The sequence below is a fragment of the Hymenobacter sp. B1770 genome (genome assembly GCF_049896385.1).
In the GTDB taxonomy this organism is placed as follows: domain Bacteria; phylum Bacteroidota; class Bacteroidia; order Cytophagales; family Hymenobacteraceae; genus Hymenobacter.
Window position 1 is genome coordinate 102,363 of sequence record NZ_JAFCUF010000002.1, and the last position, 18,884, is coordinate 121,246.

The 18,884-nt window shown below is 58.8% G+C and carries 15 protein-coding genes; 8 read left to right on the top strand and 7 right to left on the bottom strand.

The window, feature by feature from the left end; genetic code table 11:
- Nucleotides 1-359: 359 nt before the first annotated feature.
- A complete protein-coding gene (locus ACP7AJ_RS04420; protein WP_426058985.1) occupies nt 360-947 on the top strand; it encodes an NUDIX domain-containing protein in 588 nt (195 codons plus the stop codon).
- 19 nt (nt 948-966) lie between these two features.
- Here the strand turns inward: ACP7AJ_RS04420 and ACP7AJ_RS04425 are convergent, their stop codons facing one another.
- The 3 genes from ACP7AJ_RS04425 to ACP7AJ_RS04435 form a co-directional block, all read right to left on the bottom strand.
- On the bottom strand, nt 967-2,214 hold the full coding sequence (locus ACP7AJ_RS04425; RefSeq protein ID WP_426058986.1) for a PQQ-dependent sugar dehydrogenase: 1,248 nt from the start codon (nt 2,212-2,214) through the stop codon (nt 967-969).
- 255 nt (nt 2,215-2,469) lie between these two features.
- A complete protein-coding gene (locus ACP7AJ_RS04430; RefSeq protein WP_426058987.1) occupies nt 2,470-2,874 on the bottom strand; it encodes a hypothetical protein in 405 nt (134 codons plus the stop codon).
- 88 nt (nt 2,875-2,962) lie between these two features.
- A complete protein-coding gene (locus ACP7AJ_RS04435) occupies nt 2,963-3,559 on the bottom strand; it encodes a hypothetical protein (protein ID WP_426058988.1) in 597 nt (198 codons plus the stop codon).
- A gap of 233 nt (nt 3,560-3,792) precedes the next feature.
- Here ACP7AJ_RS04435 and ACP7AJ_RS04440 point away from each other — a divergent pair, with 233 nt between their 5' ends.
- From ACP7AJ_RS04440 to ACP7AJ_RS04455, 4 genes are all read left to right on the top strand, one after another.
- Nucleotides 3,793-4,029, top strand: coding sequence for a hypothetical protein (locus tag ACP7AJ_RS04440; protein ID WP_426058989.1), 237 nt, complete (start codon nt 3,793-3,795; stop codon nt 4,027-4,029).
- The gene (locus tag ACP7AJ_RS04445; protein WP_426058990.1) at nt 4,026-4,955 is read left to right on the top strand and encodes a UDP-2,3-diacylglucosamine diphosphatase; all 930 of its coding nucleotides are present in this window, start codon (nt 4,026-4,028) and stop codon (nt 4,953-4,955) included. Before ACP7AJ_RS04440 ends, ACP7AJ_RS04445 begins: the two co-directional genes overlap by 4 nt.
- 47 nt (nt 4,956-5,002) lie before the next feature.
- On the top strand, nt 5,003-6,031 hold the full coding sequence (locus ACP7AJ_RS04450) for a glycosyltransferase family protein (protein ID WP_426058991.1): 1,029 nt from the start codon (nt 5,003-5,005) through the stop codon (nt 6,029-6,031).
- 231 nt (nt 6,032-6,262) lie between these two features.
- Entirely contained in the window at nt 6,263-7,741 is a 1,479-nt protein-coding gene (locus tag ACP7AJ_RS04455; protein WP_426058992.1) for a GH1 family beta-glucosidase, read from the top strand.
- A 149-nt stretch (nt 7,742-7,890) separates the two neighbouring features.
- Here the strand turns inward: ACP7AJ_RS04455 and ACP7AJ_RS04460 are convergent, their stop codons facing one another.
- The 3 genes from ACP7AJ_RS04460 to ACP7AJ_RS04470 form a co-directional block, all read right to left on the bottom strand.
- A complete protein-coding gene (locus ACP7AJ_RS04460) occupies nt 7,891-9,771 on the bottom strand; it encodes a cytochrome-c peroxidase (RefSeq protein WP_426058993.1) in 1,881 nt (626 codons plus the stop codon).
- Nucleotides 9,772-9,847: 76 nt separating this feature from the next.
- Nucleotides 9,848-11,332, bottom strand: a complete 1,485-nt coding sequence (locus ACP7AJ_RS04465) for an alkaline phosphatase PhoX (protein WP_426058994.1) — start codon at nt 11,330-11,332, stop codon at nt 9,848-9,850.
- A 331-nt stretch (nt 11,333-11,663) separates the two neighbouring features.
- Nucleotides 11,664-12,296, bottom strand: coding sequence for a hypothetical protein (locus ACP7AJ_RS04470; protein ID WP_426058995.1), 633 nt, complete (start codon nt 12,294-12,296; stop codon nt 11,664-11,666).
- Between the two features lie 226 nt (nt 12,297-12,522).
- Here ACP7AJ_RS04470 and ACP7AJ_RS04475 point away from each other — a divergent pair, with 226 nt between their 5' ends.
- Together ACP7AJ_RS04475 and ACP7AJ_RS04480 are read left to right on the top strand one after the other, a co-directional pair.
- The gene (locus tag ACP7AJ_RS04475) at nt 12,523-15,312 is read left to right on the top strand and encodes a polynucleotide kinase-phosphatase (RefSeq protein WP_426058996.1); all 2,790 of its coding nucleotides are present in this window, start codon (nt 12,523-12,525) and stop codon (nt 15,310-15,312) included.
- 47 nt (nt 15,313-15,359) lie between these two features.
- A complete protein-coding gene (locus tag ACP7AJ_RS04480) occupies nt 15,360-16,547 on the top strand; it encodes a hypothetical protein (protein ID WP_426058997.1) in 1,188 nt (395 codons plus the stop codon).
- A gap of 144 nt (nt 16,548-16,691) precedes the next feature.
- Here ACP7AJ_RS04480 and ACP7AJ_RS04485 read toward each other — a convergent pair whose 3' ends face one another.
- A complete protein-coding gene (locus ACP7AJ_RS04485; protein ID WP_426058998.1) occupies nt 16,692-18,431 on the bottom strand; it encodes a M28 family metallopeptidase in 1,740 nt (579 codons plus the stop codon).
- Between the two features lie 190 nt (nt 18,432-18,621).
- Here ACP7AJ_RS04485 and ACP7AJ_RS04490 point away from each other — a divergent pair, with 190 nt between their 5' ends.
- The gene (locus tag ACP7AJ_RS04490) at nt 18,622-18,777 is read left to right on the top strand and encodes a DNA polymerase beta superfamily protein (RefSeq protein ID WP_426058999.1); all 156 of its coding nucleotides are present in this window, start codon (nt 18,622-18,624) and stop codon (nt 18,775-18,777) included.
- Nucleotides 18,778-18,884: the final 107 nt, after the last annotated feature.

An 18,884-nucleotide genomic window follows, 5' to 3' on the forward strand; every position in this document is an offset into this window, starting at 1 on the left:
CGAAAAACAAAAAGAAGTCATGCTGAGCTTGCCGAAGCATCTCGCTCGCGCCATTTGTCAAGCTGATGAAGGAAATATATAATCCCCCTGAATGAATCGTTAAGGCGTGAGAGGATGCTTCGTGCCTCAGCATGACAGACGCGGGACAAACGAAAAGAGCGAGATGCTTCGGCAAGCTCAGCATGACGCTCTTTTTGTCGAGGAAAATTATTAGTCAGTAATTCATCTCAGGTATCGCCTGAGTCCGGGCCAGGGCCAACCATCTGCTTATTGACGCAGTAAGCAAGGGAAAACAGCTGCAGAACTCAATTAATATTCATTCAACCGTTCTTTTGAAAAAAAGAACACTTCTTCCCACCATGCAAATCATCGAGCGCAGCCGCGTTTTCAACGGTCACTATAAAGTCAACCAACTCATCGTGCAGGATGGCGACAAGCAGCTCAAGCGAGAGCAGTTTGCGCCCGGCAAGGCCGTGGCCGCGCTGGTCTACGACACGGCCCGGCAGGTTTACGTCCTCACCCGCCAGTTCCGCATCGGCCCCGAAGCGAAAATTCTGGAAATAGCCGCCGGCATGATAGACGGCGACGAAGCCCCCGAAACTGCCGTGCGCCGCGAGATTCAGGAGGAACTGGGCTACGAGGTCGACAAGCTGGAAAAAATCGTGGAAATGTGGCCCTCGCCGGGCACCAGCTCCGAACTAATCACCGTCTACTACGCAGAGGTAGGTCACAAATCCGGCGAGGGCGGCGGACTGGCCGAGGAAAACGAGAATATTGAAATGGTGGAGCTGAGCTGGGAGGCGTTGGTTACCGAGCCGCTCCAGGATGCGAAGACGGTGCTGGCGGTGCAGTGGGTGCGGCTGCGGGGCACGCCCGAGCCCAGTCCCTTGAGTGGAGCCGGCTCATTTCGTGTGAAAGCCTCCAATGGCCCAGCACGGCCAGCGTAAGCAGCTGCTTGGGAGTTTATTACGCCCCGCCCGTGACCTTGCCGATGCGGTACAGCCTACCTTCGTCCGTGACGGCATACAGCGCGCCGTCGGTGCCCTCGGTAATGGCGCGGAAGCGCTGCTGCTGGTCGGCAGCAATGCGCTCTTCGCCCACCACCTTGCGGTTTTCAAGCACTAGCCGGGCAATGTGGTGGCTGTTGAGGCCGCAGATGAAGAGATTGTTTTTCCACTCGGATATGGCGCTGCCCCGGTAAAAGGTCATGCCGCTGGGCGAAAGCACCGGGTCCCAGAAGTACACCGGCTGCTCCAGGCCCTCGCGCTGGGTGATGGCCTGGCCAATTTTATCTTTGTTGTACTCGATGCCGTAGGTGATAATCGGCCAGCCGTAGTTTTTGCCGGGCTCGAGGCGGTTGAGCTCATCGCCGCCCCGCGGGCCCATTTCCGACAGCCACACCTCGCCGGTTTCGGGGTGAATATCGATGCCCTGCGGATTGCGGTGGCCAATGGAGTACACTTCAGGGCGGGCATTGGCTTGCCCGGCAAACGGATTGCCGGGAGCGGGCTGGCCGTCTTTGGTGAGGCGAAGAATGGTGCCCACGCCTGTGCCGGGGTTTTGCGCGTTTGCCCGCCGTTCCGGCTCAAACCGGTCGCCGCTGGTCAGGAACAGGTGGCCCGACTGGTCGAACATCACCCGCCCGCCGTAGTGATTGTTGCCATCGTAGGCAGGTTCGGCGCGGTAAATCACCCGTGCTTCCTCAATGCGGCGCTCATCGGCCGAAAGCCGGCCTTTGCCCAAGGCCAGGAGGTTGTTCTTGCCCCTAAGTTCCGTAAAGGCCCAGTAAACCAAAAGGTTGGTGCTAAAATTCGGGTCGAGGGCCAGCCCGAGCAGGCCGCCCTGGCCCTTGTCCACCACTTTCGGCAGGCCTTCAATCTTTTCGCTCACCTGCCCGCCGGCCGATACGATGCGCAGGTTGCCGGCCTTTTCCGTCACCAAGAAGCGCCCGTCGGGCAGGGTGGCAATGCACCAGGGCTTGGTCAGGCCTTCGCTCACCACCCGCACCTCGTAGGCTGCCGACGTTTTCACGCCCGGCGCCCGGGTCTGGCCGGCGAAGGCCGGCTTGAAGCCGGCGTCCTGTTCCCGGGTTTCCACTGGCTGACCCGGTGTTTCGTTGCCGATGGCCTCTTGTTTGTCGGCATCGTTGGTACCCCGGCTGCAGGTACTCAGGCTTAGCAGCGCAGCGGCGGCAATAGCTCCAAATCGCATCATGGTGTTTGGCTTCGGTTAAAGAAAAACATTCCTGCTCAATCAAGCAGCTGGCTCATTGACTAGCTTACCGGCCCGTGCCCAAGCGGCACGCCGCCCAAGCCGCACACCTCAACGTTACGGGCGGGGCAGCCCTTCTGTTCTTATCCGTCCTTGAAATAGCGCAAGTGTAGCGCAGCGTAACTCGCTCCTGGTTCGGGCGATGCTGGGCCTTGCAGTAGAATGATTTAACAGAGTAGTGCGCTATATAACAAGCTCTTAACTGCTAATAGCTTTGGCTCGCTCTGCCAACTTTCTGACTTGTTCCGCTTCTGCAGCTACTTCCCTGGAATTAAACCTGGCCGCCAGAATTGCGGCGTTAAGCGCGCAAAGATTGAGTTCAGCCGTTAACTCGCTCCAATCAATGTCTGGCGCTGCTAACTGCTTCTCAAGCCGACCAAAAAAGTCAATCCTTTGCCACATGGGGTGCTGAACCCGGGGCGTACGGAGCTGGCGCCACCATTTCAAAGGCAAAAAATCTTCAAGTCGGGTTTCGGCCGTGTATTTGGCCAGCGCGATTTCAGATTCCTTGAAAACTCTGTTTTCGAATTGCTCCATTGTGGAATTCAGCGCTTCCACAGACTGCTTTATTGACGATAGAAGGTCCAACTGTTCATCGGTCATTGGTATGGCCAAAAAGTAGTGGCAACAAAAAAGCGGGGAGATACTCGCACAAATGAATATCTCCCCGCTTGGACAAGTGCCAGCTGTATTACTGCGCTACGGTTGCCGGTAGCGTCAGAATATAGTCAAACGTCTGATAAAGCTTGGCGTCGCGGATGCTCACGTTCAATTCTTGGGCGTCCATTTTGGGGAAGGGGATGGCGCGCTGGGCCTGGTAGAGGTCACGGCCAAAGAAGCGGCCGGCGCCGTGCTCCAGGGTTTGGGCGAATACTTCCTTGCCGTCTTTGGCGGTCACGGTGAGGGTGAGGTTGGAAAGCTCGGCGTTTTTGGGGCCTTGGCGGTGAATGGTAACCAGCAGGGTGCCACCGGGCGGAATGGCGGCTACGCGGCGCTGGTAGGTGGTATCGGCCCAGTCCTTGAGCTTGCGCAGGGCTTCGACTTCGGTGAGCATGTCGGTGTAGGAACGGTAGCCGACGCGGGTAAAGGAACCGTCGACCTCTTGGTCTTCGTCGGTGTTTTTGGTCACGTTCTTCACGTAGGGCGACACGGCGTCTTTCTGGGCAAAGGTGTAGCGGCTACGGCCTTTAGCTGCCTTGCCGGTGGGCTGAGCTATGGCAGTGCCGGCCAGCACACTCAGGAGGCCAACGGTGAAAAGGCTACGAACCAGACGAGGAAAAGTGGGCATAGGTAGGATTGAACTAAAGAGGTAAATGAGAATGTAAGTCGGCCTATTAATTAATAAGCCTACAAAGAAACCACGCACCGCCTGAACCAAGGCGGAAAAGCCCCGAAAACTTAGAAATTATATACTTAGGCCCCGAGTCTTTATATAAGGGTAATGCCACCGTAACTAAAAGGACACGGCAGCGGCCGAATTTTGGTAACAGGATAAAACCATCATTCACCTATCGACTTGCTATGTATTTTCCCGCGTTGGTTTCGGGGCTGCGTCGCCTGGGGCGTTGGCTCTTGTACGAACTGTTTCAGCTGGCGCTGTGGGTCGCGTTTGGGCTGCACACCCTGGTCAGCCTGCGCTCGGCATTTGGGGGTGGGGGCGCGCTGGGCGCCGCGCGGCAGCCGGGCCCGGCTATTCGGCCACGTAGGTCGGCGGGGCCCTCGCGGGGGACGCGGTTCTCACATCCGGCCGCGGCATGAGCAAGAATCATTTCGCATTGCCCGAAACGGATAATATGGGCCCAGAGCGGGCCTCAAAGGTGAAAACATTACGCAAGCGCCGCGTGCAGGTGGCCGTGATTAGCGACGTGCACCTGGGCACCTACGGCTGCCACGCCAAGGAGCTGCTGCGCTACCTCAAGAGCATCCGGCCGCAGGTGCTGGTGCTCAACGGCGACATTGTGGACATCTGGCAGTTTAGCAAGAATTACTGGCCGCCGGCCCACATGCGAGTGGTGCGCTACCTGGCCAGCTTGGCCGCCAAGGGTACCAAAATCCACTACCTGACCGGCAACCACGACGAGCTGCTGCGCAAGTTTGCGGGCCTGCGGCTGGGCCAGTTTCGGCTCGACAACAAGCTGGTGCTCGACCTACCCCACGGCCGCACCTGGCTGTTTCACGGCGACGTGTTTGACGTGACCATGCGGCACTCGCGCTGGCTGGCCAAGCTGGGCGGGCACGGCTACGACCTGCTTATTCTCATCAATCGGTCGGTGAATTATCTGCTCGAAAAGCTGGGCCGGCCCCGCGTGGCGCTGTCCAAGCTGGTGAAGGAGCGGGTGAAAACCGCTGTGGCCGCCGTGAGCAACTTCGAGGAAACCGCTGCCACCATTGCCGCCGATGAAGGCTACCGCTACGTGGCCTGCGGGCACATTCACCAGCCCGAAATCAAAACCCTGAGCACGGAGAAAGGGGAGGTCATCTACCTGAACTCCGGCGACTGGGTTGAGAACCTGACCGGCCTGGAGTACACGCCCGAAGCCGGCTGGCAGCTGTATTACTACAACGACGACCCGCGCATGCTGCAAACCCCCGAAGCCGAGGCCGCCGATGCGGCCGAGGAGCTGGCCGATGCCAATCCGGCCGCTTTGCTGGAAGGGCTGCTGGCCGAATTCAAGATTAGATAAGCTGGTCATTGTGCGCACAATGACGTAGAATGAGTTTCCCCGAATCAATGCCCCGAATACTTTATGCCATCCAAGGCACCGGCAACGGCCACCTTACCCGCGCCCTCGACGTGGTGCCGCTGCTGCAGGCCCGCTGCAGCCAGCTCGATATTCTGGTGAGCGGCCCGCCCGCCGACCTGCCGCTGCCCTTCGAGGTGAAGTACCGTGCCCAGGGCATGGGCTTTCTGTTTGGCAAAAAGGGCGGCATCAACTTCGTCAAAACCTTTTGGCAGTTCAACTCGGCCAAGTTTCTGAACGAAATACGGCACCTGGCCGTGGAGAGCTACGACTTGGTCATCAGCGATTTTGAGCCGGTGTCGAGCTGGGCCTGTAAGCTGCGCGAAGTGCCCTGCGTGGCCCTTAGCCACCAGAGTGCCGTGCTGCACCCCGACGCGCCCCGGCCAGATGAGGAGGACCCGGCCGGCCGTGCGGTGCTCAAGCATTATGCGCCCAGCACGGCGCAGTATGGCTTTCACTTCCAAGCGTATGCGCCCGGCATTTTCACGCCGGTTATTCGGCAGCAGGTGCGGGAGTTGAGCCCCGTAAACGAGGGACACTACACGGTGTACTTGCCGGCATTTGAGGAGGAGATTCTGGTGGAGCGGCTGCAGCATTTGAGCCGCCGCGTGCAATGGGAGGTATTCAGCAAGCACAGCAAAGACGCCGCTACCTACGGCAACGTGCAGGTGTGGCCCGTGAATGGCCCGGCGTTTCTTGATAGCATGAGCCGCTCGGCGGGCGTGCTGTGCGGCGCAGGTTTCGAAACCCCGGCTGAAGCGTTGCACCTCGGCAAGAAGCTGCTGGTGATGCCTATGAAGCAGCAGTACGAGCAACAGTGCAACGCCGCGGCATTAGAGAAGATGGGCGTACCCGTTATCAAGAGTTTGAAAGACAAGAACCTGGACAAAGTCGACCAGTGGCTGAACCGCGACGACACTGTGACAGTGGACTACCAGGACCAGACCGATGCCGTGATTGACCAACTACTGCGGGAGCAGCTGCAACGCAAGGGTATTGTTAAGTCTCGGACCCAATAAGCAACCGTCATGCTGACGAAGGAAGCATCTTATACCCGTGGAACGAATGTCATGACGTGAGAGGATGTTTCCTTCGTCAGCATGACAGATAATTGGATTTACTGTTGCGGCTGAGATGCTTGACTACGCCAACCTTCAATTCGCTCTGCTCAGCATGGCAGCCAGAGCCGCGTACGATGTTTAATTAGAATCTTATCACATTAGAAAACCAGCTATTTACGCGCCGCGCGCATGATTAAACTACCGCCTCAGCTTACCGACCCGCTGCCCACGGCCTTTTACCCGGCTTCGGCACCATTGCCTTTTTCGCGTGCCGATTTTGGGGCCGAATTCCACTGGGGGGCAGCAGCGGCCGCTTATCAAACTGAGGGCGCATGGCAGCACCAAGGCAAGGGGCCCAGCATATGGGATGATTTCACGCGCCGCAAGGGCACCGTCCGACGGAACGAGCATGGGCGCGTAGCCGCCGACTTTTATAACCGCTACGAAACCGACCTGGACCTCGCTCAAGGCATGGGACTGACCGACTTTCGGTTCTCGGCAGCCTGGTCGAGGGTGCTGCCCGAGGGCGTTGGCGCCGTAAACCGCCGCGGGCTCGATTTCTACGACCGCCTGGTAGATGCCTGCCTGGAGCGCGACTTGAGCCCCTGGCTGACGCTCTACCACTGGGATTTACCCAGCGCCCTGCAGGCCCGTGGCGGCTGGACCAGCCGCAACATTGTGGGCTGGTTTTCGGAGTACGCCCAAATAATGGCCCGCCGCCTCGGCGACCGGGTGCAGCACTGGGCGGTGCTCAACGAGCCGATGGTGTTTGTGGGGGCCGGCCACCTACTGGGCGTGCACGCCCCCGGCCGGCGGCACCTGGGAGCCTTCCTGTCGGCTGCTCATCACGCCACGCTGGCCCAGGCCGAGGGAGGCCGAGCCCTGCGGGCAATACTACCGGACTCGGCTAGTATCGGCACCACGTTTTCCTGTTCTTACCTTACGCCACACCGGCCAGGCAACGGGAATGATGAAGCCGCCACCCGCCGCGCCGACGCGTTGCTTAACCGGTTTTTTGTGGAGCCCGCTCTTGGCCTGGGCTACCCAGTGGCCGAGCTGCCTGCGTTGCGCTGGCTTCTGGAGCGATATATAAAGCCGGGCGATGACCAGCGCATGAAGTTCGATTTCGACTATTGGGGCGTACAGAATTACACCCGCGAAGTAGTTCGATTCTCGCCGTGGCTGCCTTTGCAGTGGGCTACGCTGGTGCCCGCAAAGCTGCGTGGCGTGCCCCACACTGACATGGGCTGGGAGGTATTTCCGGAGTCGCTTTACCATATGTTAAAACAGTTTTCAGTTTATCCAAATGCACCAAGATTGGTGGTAACTGAAAGTGGTTCAGCGTTCCCAGATGTGTCAACTGCTGGACGCGTTCACGATTTGGCCCGGCGGGCTTATCTGCAGGCGGCCATCGGGCAGGTGTTGCGAGCCCAGCGCGAGGGTGTGGACGTAGGCGGTTACTTCTCCTGGAGCTTGACCGATAACTTCGAATGGGCCGAAGGCTACGGTCCTCGGTTTGGGCTCGTTCATGTTGACTACGAAACCCAGGAAAGGGTAGTGAAGGACTCGGGCCTGTGGTACCGGGACTTCTTGGGTGGGCACGTAGTGAGAGGGGGGGACGAAGCTCGCCAGACCATATCGGAGCCTTCACCACCCAGCAAATATTAGGGCCGAAACGCTGGTTAGGCCTCTAGGGCTGTAGAGACGCGACACTTCGCGTCTCCGACGTTGAACAATTTTTGCTAATTTCCCGAACGCCGTGACGCGATGTGTCGCGTCTCTACAGAGCTATTTACCTTAGCTGCAAACCGGTGCTGCTACTGCAACTGCGGCCGCTCATGTTGCACGCCAGTGGTGTCTGTAAGCGCTTGCATGAAGGCGACGAGGTTGCGCTTTTCGGTTGGGGTTAGATGTAGCTTATCAGCGGGCAGGGTTTGGGTAGGGACGGATAGGCCGAGCCCTGCGCCACCACCTTCGTTGTAGAAGTCGACCACTTGCTCCAGGGTTTGATAGGCGCCGTTGTGCATGTAGGGGGCCGTGAGCGCGATGTTGCGCAGGGTGGGAGTTTTGAACGCGTTGCGCAGCGACGGCAGCTTAGTGTGGGCGTAGCGGCCCAGGTCAGAGTCGAGGCGGTGGGCGGCGGGGGTGGTGGGCACGCCCAGAACTTCGGCTTCGGAATCGGTGAAATTGGGGGGCACGGTGCCGTTTAGCAGCGGCAGGAAATGGCAGGTGGCGCAGCGGCCTTTGCCCACGAATAGGTTGAAGCCAGCTATTTCGCTGGATGAAAGGGCCGCCGTGTTGTCGCGCATGGCTTGGTCAAAGTGCGAGTTCATGCGGACAAGATTGCGCTCGTAGGCAGCCAGTGCATTCTGAATGTGAACGGCTTCCATTTCGCTTTCGGCCTGCGGAAAGGCTTGGCGAAACATGGCCACGTAGGCAGGCTCCTTGCGAAAGCGCACGGCGGCGGCGGGCAGCGAGCCGTGCATCTCGTCGCGGTTGCCAATCACGTCGAGGCTTTGGTTTTCAAGGGTGCTGGCGCGTAGGTCGTAGAACTGCCCGGCCTGCAGGGCTGCGTTGTAGAGGGTGGGGGTGTTGCGGTGGGCCGCGCTTCCACTCAAGGTGGCGTTCACGGCCAAGCCATCGGTGAAGGCACGGCTGGGCTGGTGGCAGCTGGCACATGAACGGGTGCCGGTGCCCGATAAATTGGGGTCAAAAAACAGCTTGCGCCCCAATGCTACTTTAGCTGAATTGGTGAACCATTGGGCGTTTCCAGTATAGAAATCGGGGTTGAAAGCGGCCGAATCGAACAGGGTGGCGGCGTCGCCGCGGAAGCTGCGCAGCTCCGTAAAGGGCGCAATGCCCACTTGGCGCTGGTAGGCCAGCAGGGCACGGCCCAGCGGGTTAGCGTGGCACGTGATGAATTCGTAGCGGTCGAAACGTTCAAAATCGGCTGGCTGGCGTAGATAGGCCACGGCCGCGTCGAGTTGCTGGCACAGCAGCTCATGGGCCGGCCGGTGAGCTGCATTAGCGGGCGCGTAGAGGCGTAGCGGGCCCTGCATGGCCACCAGGGCAGCGGCCGCCTCGGGCAAGGCAGTGCCTACCGCGGGAGTATCGAACCCGCTGATGCCCAAGGCCACAATGCGAAACGTTTCCTGCCGCAGCGCATCGAACACGTGCGAATCGGTGAATTCCTGCACGTCCCAAGTATCGGTGAGGCCGCGGAGCTGGCGGCGCAGTTGGCTTACGGCTTCGCGCAGCTCGCGGCGGCCGGCGACGTCGGGGGCGGGGTAGAGCAGGGTTTCGATTACTTGCAGGCCGCCGGCTTCGAACTGGCGGGTTTCCTCTACTTCGATTTCCGGAACCGGGGCGCCATTTACCAGGCGGCTGGAGCTGGGCAGGAAGTATTCGCTGAAGGCTTCTACTCGCTTGTAGGCCAGACGGCAGCGCACAAAGGCATTGCGCAGGGAATCAATGGAAGTGGTAGGCCGGGTGGCAAGCGGAAGCAGCTCGCGGTCGACCAGGGTGGTCAGGCGGGCCAGGTTGGCGCTTACCAAGGCTTTTACCTGCGCTGGCCGGTGCGTTTCGGTAGCGTCAGCGGCGGCCGGGCGACTGGGGGAGGTGCTGCAGCCCGCGAGTATTAGCAGGCTACTGAGGGCGGCTAGGGCCAAGTGGCATCCCGTGGTATAAAATGAGAGCATTAAGATCAGAGCGTTAAAAACCAGTCAGCCTCCTACCCGAGTAGAGTAGAAGGCTGCGGTATGTATTCCCTATAAGTTACTTGGCGACGCCGCGCACAATGACCACCTGGCCGCCTTCGCGGCTGGTGTTGAGAGCGTTGCCCGAGCCATCGGGGTCGCGGAAGCTGGCGTCTTGCCAGGTGTGGGGGTGAATGTTGACCAGGAAGGTGTTGGGGGTGTTCACGATGTCGCTGATGTCAATCATGGCCCCGTATTCCCAAGAGCTGAGTTTGTTGCTGTTTACCGAATTGTACTTGGCATTGAAGCTGGCTTCGTTGCGGCGGTGGTTCATTTCCATCATGGGCAAGGCCCGGGCGGTGGGAGCGGCAATGCTGTGCTGCCAGATGCGGCCGTCGTGCTTGGTGGCCAGGTAATACGAGTCGCCGTCTTCCTGAATGTAGACGTAGTTGTCCGTCACGCAGATGTTGTCGGGGTTCACGATGTAGTTGCCGGGGTCGGTGGCGCCGTCCACCACCACGCTCAGCTTGCCCTTGAGCGGGTCGCCATCGTTCAGGTGCAGGCGGTAGATGCGGCCCCACATGGTTTTGCCCGTCACGGGCGTCACTTTGTCGTTCTGACTCACGCCGGTGGCGGTGAAGTAAATTTCGCGGCCCCGGGCGGGGCTGCCTTTGCGGTAGTCTACGTCCTCGACGCGGGCCAGCTGCAGGGCGTTGAGGCTCACGGACTGGGCGGCAATTTGGGCGCCGGTGAGGGTTTTGGCATTAGGCACTTCCACAAACTCCACGTCGTAGTCGGTGCCGGCGGTCATGTCGGTTTCCACGGGGTTGCCGTTGGTGCGGCGCAGCATGTAGAGCTTGCCGTTGTCGAGGTCGCCGGGCGTGTCCGAGATGTAGGCCAGCACCTGGCCGTTGGTGTCGTCTTCGCCGATAATGATGACAGTTTTGCCGGGATAAGTGCCTTTGGGCAGCGGCACGGCGTTTTCCATGCTGGCCTTGCCCAGGGCGGGCTTGCGGCGGGCGGTGCTCGATTTATTGGCCGCGCCAATGGGGTCGATGGCGTGCACCATGCTCTCGGCGCCGCTTTCGCCGGCCGTCAGAAACACCGGGGCGGGAAAGCCGTGCTCCTCGGGGGTGGCCAGGGTGGCCGAGCACAGGCGGGTCAGGCCGCCGTTGTAGTCGACCAGGTACTCGCCTTTCACGGGCTTGAAGGTTTTGTCGAGGTACACCCGCGACACCGACTGCTGGATTTCGTGGTTATTAATCAGAATGAAGCCTTCGCCGGTGGGGTTTTTCAGCAGGCCCGCGCCATCGGGCTGGGCGCCGAAGCGGAAGGCCGGCGACTCGCTCAGCACGTCTTCCGACCCAATGAGCGGCAGTATTTCCAAGGACTCGAAGCCGGGCATGGTTTTCACCAGCGAGGGTGTGACCGAATGCGCCTTCAACTCCACGCTGGAAGCCGGAGTGGCGGGGCTGTCGTTGTCTTTGTCGTTGCAGCCGGTGAGGGCGGCCGAGAGGGCCAGGCTGCCGAACAGCAGGCGGGTTGGGGTAGTATGGTGTGCCATGAAGGATTTTGGTGAGGTAAAAACCGTAGTACAAAAGTCCTGAGGGCACATTATTGCCGTATTATTGGCCAGTTAAGACGTAGTCACAGTATTGTGATGGGAGTGTAACGCTGCTGATGGCTGATTTAACCTAGCCTTAATTCTGTGGATGAGCTTAGGCGCCGGCGCATCAGTTATTGTCTGATATGTTGAAAGTGTCTGCCATGCTGAGCAGAGCGAAGCATCTTAATCATGCCAGAACGAGTCGTGCGAACCTGATAATATGCTCCGCTTCGCTCAGCATGACAGACAATAACTGACGCCTTAACTGCTAAACCGCGTCAAATGCATTCTACTTCAACAACTCCCGGTAGCTCATGAACTTCTCAATCAGCTGCTCGGGGTGCTGCTCATCGAATTCACCGAAGCCTAGCAGGAGGGCGGGGGCAGGCTGCACAAATCGGAGGGCGTCTTTCACGGCATCCAAGTACCAGCTAAGGCGCTCCCGGTCGCCGGCAGCGGCGGCAATTTCGGCGTCCCAACGTAGTGCTTCGGGGTCTTTGCGCACCAAAAATGGCAGAACGAAGGGAATGTATCGGCTGAAAACCGGATTCTCGGAGGCGGTCAGGCGCGAGTCGGACCACACGTTGTATTCGGCGAAGGAAGCCGGTGGCACCACCGCAAACGGGGTTTTCTCCAACGTCATTTCCCCAAACATCTCGATGCGGTTGGGTTGGGAATAGAACTGCGCAAATGCCGTGTACCACACCGACACCCCCGCCGGGTTGATGAGTTGATAGGGGTGAAAGGAGCTGGCGATGCTAAACCCGCCGTGAGGGCCAATTACGAGTTTGTATAGTTCGCCAAAATTTTCGAAATCAGTTGATTGCTGGTAGGGATTGTTGGTAAGGCCATAGAGATAGAAGCTGGCAAAATCATTCAGGGTTGGTCCGGCGGGGCCGGCAGTAGGGGCGATATCAGGCACGGGAAGCAGCTTTTGAAGCAGAGGTAATTCAACAGATAAACTTTTTTTCAATACGCAAACCTATTTCGGGTTGGCTGAAAAATCATTGTTCTAGTTTCCTGCGTTTGACCTTATCTGCCTACCTCACTGCTCCTAACGCTTGCCTTTGTAGTTCTTCCACTTAACAGTAAGTCCTTGCATAAATGCTCGTGTTAAGCGCTACTTGAAATAGCTTCTTTTCAATCAAATGGCCAAAAATAACCTTAAGGTCCCCGAACTATGCCTTGTTGTCCTCTTGGGCAGTTCGGGTGCAGGAAAGTCAACCTTTGCGCGGCGCTTGTTTAAGCCCACGGAGATAGTGTCTTCGGACATCTGCCGGGGCTTGGTTGCCGACGATGAAAACGACCAATCGGCCAGCCAGGACGCGTTTGAGCTGCTGCATTATATGGTGGCCAAGCGCCTGAAGCGCGGGCTGCTCACAGTGGTCGATGCCACCAACGTGCAGGAGGAAGCCCGCAAGCCCCTGGTGGCCCTGGCCCGGCAGTACCACGTGCTGCCCGTAGCCATAGTGCTCGACGTGCCCGATGCCGTGGCCTACGAGCGCAACGCCTTGCGCCCCGAGCGGCGCGGCATGGGCCCGCACGTGGTGGCCCGCCACCGCCAGCTGCTGCGCAAAAGCCTGCGCAACCTCAAGCAGGAGGGCTTTCGGCACATTCACGTGCTGCGCGGGGTGGAGGAAGTCGACGCCATCCAGGGCATCGTCCGCGACCGGCTCTACAACAACCGCAAGGAGGAAACCGGCCCCTTCGACATCATCGGCGACGTGCACGGCTGCTACGAGGAGCTGCGCGCGCTGCTGGAGAAACTGGGGTATGAGATTTTTGAGGAGCCGATTGAGGTTGTGCGTGATTTGGGCGTTCGGGTAATCGCGCCGCTCGTGGGTAGAGACGCGACACTTCGCGTCTCGGCGTTGGACGATGCGGGAATGGAAGGTTCGGACGGTGCGGACGAGAAGACGCGAAGTGTCGCGTCTCTACAATCGGCAGATGGGGCCCGCCGCAAGGCTGTTTTCCTCGGCGACCTGGTTGACCGCGGCCCCGCCTCTCCGCAAGTGCTGCGCTTAGTGATGAGCATGGTGCGCGACGGCAGCGCCCTCTGCGTGCCCGGCAACCACGACATCAAGCTCCTGCGCCACCTCAATGGCAAGAAAGTAACCGTGAACCACGGCCTGGCCGAAACCCTGGCCCAACTCGAACCCGAGCCCGAAGCGTTTAGAAGTGAGGTGCGGCGGTTTCTCGACGGATTGGTGAGCCACTACGTGCTCGACGGCGGCAAGCTGGTGGTGGCCCACGCCGGCCTCATCGAGGAGATGCAGGGCCGCGGCTCGGGCGCCGTGCGGGCCTTCGCGCTGTTTGGCGAAAGCACCGGCGAGATTGACGAATTCGGCCTGCCCGTGCGCTACGAATGGGCCCGCGAGTACCGGGGCCGCGCCATGGTTGCCTTCGGCCACACGCCCGTGCCCGATGCCGAATGGCTCAACAACACCATCGATATCGACACCGGCTGCGTGTTCGGCGGCCGCCTCACCGCCCTGCGCTACCCCGAGCGTGAACTGGTGGCAGTGCCCGCCGCGCAGGTCTACTGCGAGCCTGTGCGCCCGCTCAGCTACCGCCGCAGTAGCGCGAGTAGCGCGGACACTGTAGTCCGCGTCCCCGAGGGAAACCCGAACGATGATAACGGCGCGGAAACGCGGACTACAGAGTCCGCGCTACTCACCGCCCAGCACCAGCACGACGACCTGCTCGACATCCGCGACGTCACCGGCAAGCAGTTCATCGAAACCCGGCTGATGCGCGGCGTCACCATCTGCGAAGACAACGCCGTGGCCGCCCTGGAGGTGATGTCGCGCTTCGCCCTGAACCCCAAGTGGCTGCTGTACCTGCCGCCCACCATGTCGCCCACTGAAACCTCAGCCCTGCCCGACCTGCTCGAACACCCCGCCGAAGCCCTCGACTACTACAAGCGCCTCGGCGTGGAGCGCGTGGTGTGCGAGGAAAAGCACATGGGCAGCCGCGTGGTAGTGGTTTTGGGCCGCGATGAAGCCGCCATTCAGCGCCGCCTCGGCCTCGTGAGCGAGGGCATCGGCAAGTGCTACACCCGCACCGGCCGCAACTTCTTCACCGACGCTGCCCTCGAAGCCTCCTTCCTCGCCCGCCTGCGCGACGCACTGAGTGCGGCCGTTTTCTGGGAGAAATTCGACACCGACTGGGTCTGCCTCGATGCCGAGCTGCTGCCGTGGTCGGCCAAGGCCCAGGAGCTGGTGAAAAACCAGTACGCCGCCGTGGCTGCCGCCAACTCCGCTCTGCCCCAGGTCGAAGCCGCCCTCACCGAAGCCGCCGCCCGCAACCTCGACGGCGCCGAAGCCCTGCTGGCCCGCACCACGGCCCGCCGCCAAGCCGCCGCCCACTACGCCGACGCCTACCGCCGCTACTGCTGGCCCGTGCACTCCCTCTACGACCTCAAGCTGGCGCCCTTCCACCTGCTCGCCACCGAAGGCCGCACCTACTTCGACCGCGACCACGCCTGGCACATGGAAACCCTGCGCACCCTCGCCCTGGCCGACCCGGGCCTGCTCCGCGCCACGCCCTACCGCGTCGTTCCCCTCCACGACCCCGCCGAAGTTGAAGCCGCCATCCAGTGGTGGACCGACCTCACCGCCGCCGGGGGCGAAGGCATGGTGGTTAAGCCCTACGATTTCGTGCCCCAGGGCAAAAGCGGCCTGCTCCAACCCGCCCTCAAGTGCCGGGGCCGCGAGTATCTGCGCATCATCTATGGCCCCGATTACCTGCTGCCCGGCAACCTCGACCGCCTCCGCCAGCGCAACGTGAAAGCCAAGCGCAAGCTCGCCCTGCGCGAGTTCGCGCTAGGAGTGGAGGGCCTAGAACGCTTCGTGGCCGGCCAGCACCTGCGCCGGGTGCATCAGTGCGTCTTCGGCGTCCTCGCGTTGGAAAGCGAGGCCGTGGACCCGAGGTTGTAATTATTTCGGCTGTATAATGCGCGCCTCTTACTCTTGATTGTTGGACTATGATGGATTTCAGAAAAGGAGCTTTTGCAATTCTCGTACTCTGCTTTGGCTTACAGCAGTGCAGTCAAATCAATCATGAGACGGAAAAATACGTTGCTCCGCCAGAGTTTAGCACATTTATTAAGCATCAACAGGAGCGGCAGCAACAGCTGCAAATCCTTTTTAAAATAGCGCCATTGCCATTGCCATTGCCACTTCTATATAAGGGAGATAGTGGAAGTATAAGGATGAGCTATAAAATAGTGGCTGGCAAAAAGGCGTTAGGGTTAATCAAGTCTGAGATGGTGCTACGCAATCCATATTCAGACAAGCCATTTCCCTTGTCAAACTCGGTTATCCTTCAAAGTGACCTAGTCACTTTGTTTGAACCAGGTTATTTTGCCTGCTATAATATTAATAATCATGCTAGGAATAAGAGCCTTGAGCGTCAGCTTAATTCACAGAAGTTTCAATATCACTGGATAATAGGCGACCAATTAGTTGGTTTGTCTAAAGGTAAATATTATGCCTTCACTTCTACTAATAATTGGGTTCCTTATACCGCCGAAATTCCGTTCAACAAGCAACCTAAGTTGTTTGAGGATGAGCAGTACATGTCGTTTATGACGTGTAATGGGGAGTTTGGGGGCGAGGTTTATTTCTATGATAAGCTGCGACGCGACTACTACATGACCGGGGCAACCTGCCCAAACTCTGTTTTCAAGCTGGATGGTAAGTACTTTGTGCTTTCCTCATTAGGGCACATGATGGGTAGTGCGGGCCTGCAGATGATTGCAGACCCAACTAAACTCAGACTCTGGAAAGGGAAACAGAAGCCACAGGATAGAAACTTTTCATATGGAGAACAGGCGCCAGATTCGACCGGTGCAAGCCATATTAAATCTGTTTTTAGTTTTTATGACTTGCAAATGTTTTCGACTTTTAAGTTAAAGGACCATCAGTATTATATGATTTACTGGCAGGACCAAACCTTCTTGGCCACAATACAAAAAGATGTTATTTCTTTAGTTGACCCCTTATTTAACAATGCGTTTTACACCCATAACCCAATTACAATTAATTACTCACCTAATCTAGTTTTGATGAACCTTGATTTTTATGGAGTTGGGAAAGAGAAAGAAGTAGCTTGTATTATTATTGTAGATAATAAATTGACTAAAATAAATTGGAGCAATGAAAAATACTGAAAATATTTTTTACATCAGATAGATAATGTTAGCAAGGTATTCATAACAGCATTGCTAACTAAACGCTGCATGACAGTCTTATGTAAATTGAGTAATGATAGTTTAGCGTCACTAATTAAGCTAGGCAACTATAGCTCGCATGTTTCATGGGTTTGGCTTACTTCCTACCGTCTTATCCCTCGCGCTCTTAAACTCTGAGCCTTCGCGCCACTTCGGAAACGTGGTTTCGCTGGCTAGGCGCTGGCCGACGCGGAAGTAGAGCTGTGCATCTTCGGCCACGCCGGTGAGGTCCCAGCTGGGGTCCATCTGGTCGGCGGGTTTGTGGTACATGTTGGTGGTGTAGTTCTGGCGCTTTTCAGCGATGTATTCCTTGCCCTGGGTGCGGTGTTCGAAGCCGCCGCTGGCATAGAGTGAGGGCACGCCTACGTGGGCGAAATTGAAGTGGTCGGAGCGGTAAAACATGCCGGTTTCAGGCGTTTGGTCGGGGAGGACGTACCGGTCCTGCTCCTTGGCTGCCGCGCGGGCGTAGTCCTCTAGCTCCGACTGCCCGTAACCGATGACGGTGAGGTCCTTCATGCGGCCGTAGGGCCAGAGCATGTCCATGTTGAGGTCAGCCACGGTTTTGGCCAACGGAAACGGCGGGTGCTGGGCGTAGTAGGCAGAGCCCAGCAGGCCCTGCTCTTCGCCCGTTACGGCCAGGAACACGATGCTGCGGGCGGGCTTTTCCTTGGCCGTCTGGAAGGCTTTGGCGATGCTGAGCAGGGCGGCCAAGCCGGTACCGTCGTCCACGGCGCCGTTGTAGATGGAGTCGCCGGCTATGGCTTTGCCCACGCCGAAATGGTCCCAGTGGGCCGAATAGATGATGTATTCACCAGCACGGGTGGTGCCGGGCAGCACGGCCAGCACGTTTTTGGAGGTTTGGCGCCGGAGCTTGTTTTGGAGGCTGGTGCTCATGCTCAGCCCCAAAGCCCGGGGCCGGAAGCCGCGCTGGTTGGCGGCAGTGTAGAGAGCCTCGTAGTTCTGGCCGGCGGCGGTGAAGAGGCGTTTGGCAGCGTCGAGCGTCAGCCAGCCTTCTACGGCGCACTTGCTGGCGCCGCGGTCGGGCGTTTGGGGGCGCAGCTTGGGGCCCACGGCGCCGCTCAGCACCACGCTCCAGGGATAGGCGGCGGGCTTGGTGTCGTGCACGATGAGGATGCCGGCGGCGCCCTGGCGGGCGGCTTCTTCGTATTTGTAGGTCCAGCGGCCGTAGTAGGTCATGGCCTTGCCCTTGAAGAGGGTAGAGTCCTGACCCGCATTGCCGGGGTCGTTCACCAGCACCACCACGGTTTTGCCCTTCACGTCGAGGCCAGCGTAGTCGTTCCAGCCGTATTCGGGTGCTACCACACCGTGGCCGGCAAACACCAGCGGCGAGTTGGTGACGGCCACGGTGGGCTGCTCGCGCTGCGTAAACACCACGTAATCGGTTTTGTACTGCAAGGTCAGCTTCTGGCCCTTGCCGGTAATCTGCATAGTCGAAGCGGGCGTGACGCTGATTTCCACCATCGGCACCGACTGAAAGTAGCTTCCGTTAGGCGCTGGCTGCAGGCCCAACTGCTTGAACTGCGCCGCCAGGTAGTTGGTGATGCGCTCTTCGCCCACCGTAAACGGCTTGCGGCCCTGCATCTCATCCGACGATACTGCCTGGAGGTAGGCGCCTAACTCAGTGGCTTTAATTGTGTTGGTCGTGTCTGTGAGCGCCCCCGGAGTGTCTGAAGCAGCTGTGGTGGCTGCAGTAGAGGTTGTTTCGGAAGTGGTGTTGGACTGGCATCCGGCCAGGCACAGGGCCAGCACGCCGGCCGGGAGCAACAGTGAAGGGAGGGTGCGCAAAGGAGTGAGGAGGGGCATAGGGAATTAGAGCTAGCTGCCGAAGGACCGTTGTTAACGGGCTCAAGGTACTTGACATTCGTTGATGCTGCCATATGGTATTTCGTTGATGCCACCATATGGTATTGTGCTTAGCTAGGTACACGTGTTAGCTGGGCCTGGTACTTTCGGGCCACCAAAGCCAGAAACGCTGCCCTTTTCACCTTTCTTTATGCAAACCCGCATCCGCACGGCGCTCACGCAGCTCGAAGCCACTCATGGCATTCGCATTCTCTACGCCTGCGAGTCGGGGAGCCGGGCCTGGGGCTTTCACTCGCTTGCAGCGCAACTATTGCGACGGGTTCGCAATGCCTTTTATACAACTTAATAACAGGCCTTAAAGTAAATGTATCACAAGTTTCAGAAATTATTGAAACTTGTGATACATTTGACCCGTCCAACGGGAACGCGCCGGAACTAGCCGGGCTGCTGCCA

Bases quoted from the DNA above. Each gene is read 5' to 3' on its own strand.
- ACP7AJ_RS04420 (WP_426058985.1), top strand. From the start codon at position 360: ATGCAAATCATCGAGCGCAGCCGCGTTTTCAACGGTCACTATAAAGTC.
- ACP7AJ_RS04425 (WP_426058986.1), bottom strand. From the start codon at position 2,214: ATGATGCGATTTGGAGCTATTGCCGCCGCTGCGCTGCTAAGCCTGAGT.
- ACP7AJ_RS04430 (WP_426058987.1), bottom strand. From the start codon at position 2,874: ATGACCGATGAACAGTTGGACCTTCTATCGTCAATAAAGCAGTCTGTG.
- ACP7AJ_RS04435 (WP_426058988.1), bottom strand. From the start codon at position 3,559: ATGCCCACTTTTCCTCGTCTGGTTCGTAGCCTTTTCACCGTTGGCCTC.
- ACP7AJ_RS04440 (WP_426058989.1), top strand. From the start codon at position 3,793: ATGTATTTTCCCGCGTTGGTTTCGGGGCTGCGTCGCCTGGGGCGTTGG.
- ACP7AJ_RS04445 (WP_426058990.1), top strand. From the start codon at position 4,026: ATGAGCAAGAATCATTTCGCATTGCCCGAAACGGATAATATGGGCCCA.
- ACP7AJ_RS04450 (WP_426058991.1), top strand. From the start codon at position 5,003: ATGCCCCGAATACTTTATGCCATCCAAGGCACCGGCAACGGCCACCTT.
- ACP7AJ_RS04455 (WP_426058992.1), top strand. From the start codon at position 6,263: ATGATTAAACTACCGCCTCAGCTTACCGACCCGCTGCCCACGGCCTTT.
- ACP7AJ_RS04460 (WP_426058993.1), bottom strand. From the start codon at position 9,771: ATGCTCTCATTTTATACCACGGGATGCCACTTGGCCCTAGCCGCCCTC.
- ACP7AJ_RS04465 (WP_426058994.1), bottom strand. From the start codon at position 11,332: ATGGCACACCATACTACCCCAACCCGCCTGCTGTTCGGCAGCCTGGCC.
- ACP7AJ_RS04475 (WP_426058996.1), top strand. From the start codon at position 12,523: ATGGCCAAAAATAACCTTAAGGTCCCCGAACTATGCCTTGTTGTCCTC.
- ACP7AJ_RS04480 (WP_426058997.1), top strand. From the start codon at position 15,360: ATGATGGATTTCAGAAAAGGAGCTTTTGCAATTCTCGTACTCTGCTTT.
- ACP7AJ_RS04485 (WP_426058998.1), bottom strand. From the start codon at position 18,431: ATGCCCCTCCTCACTCCTTTGCGCACCCTCCCTTCACTGTTGCTCCCG.
- ACP7AJ_RS04490 (WP_426058999.1), top strand. From the start codon at position 18,622: ATGCAAACCCGCATCCGCACGGCGCTCACGCAGCTCGAAGCCACTCAT.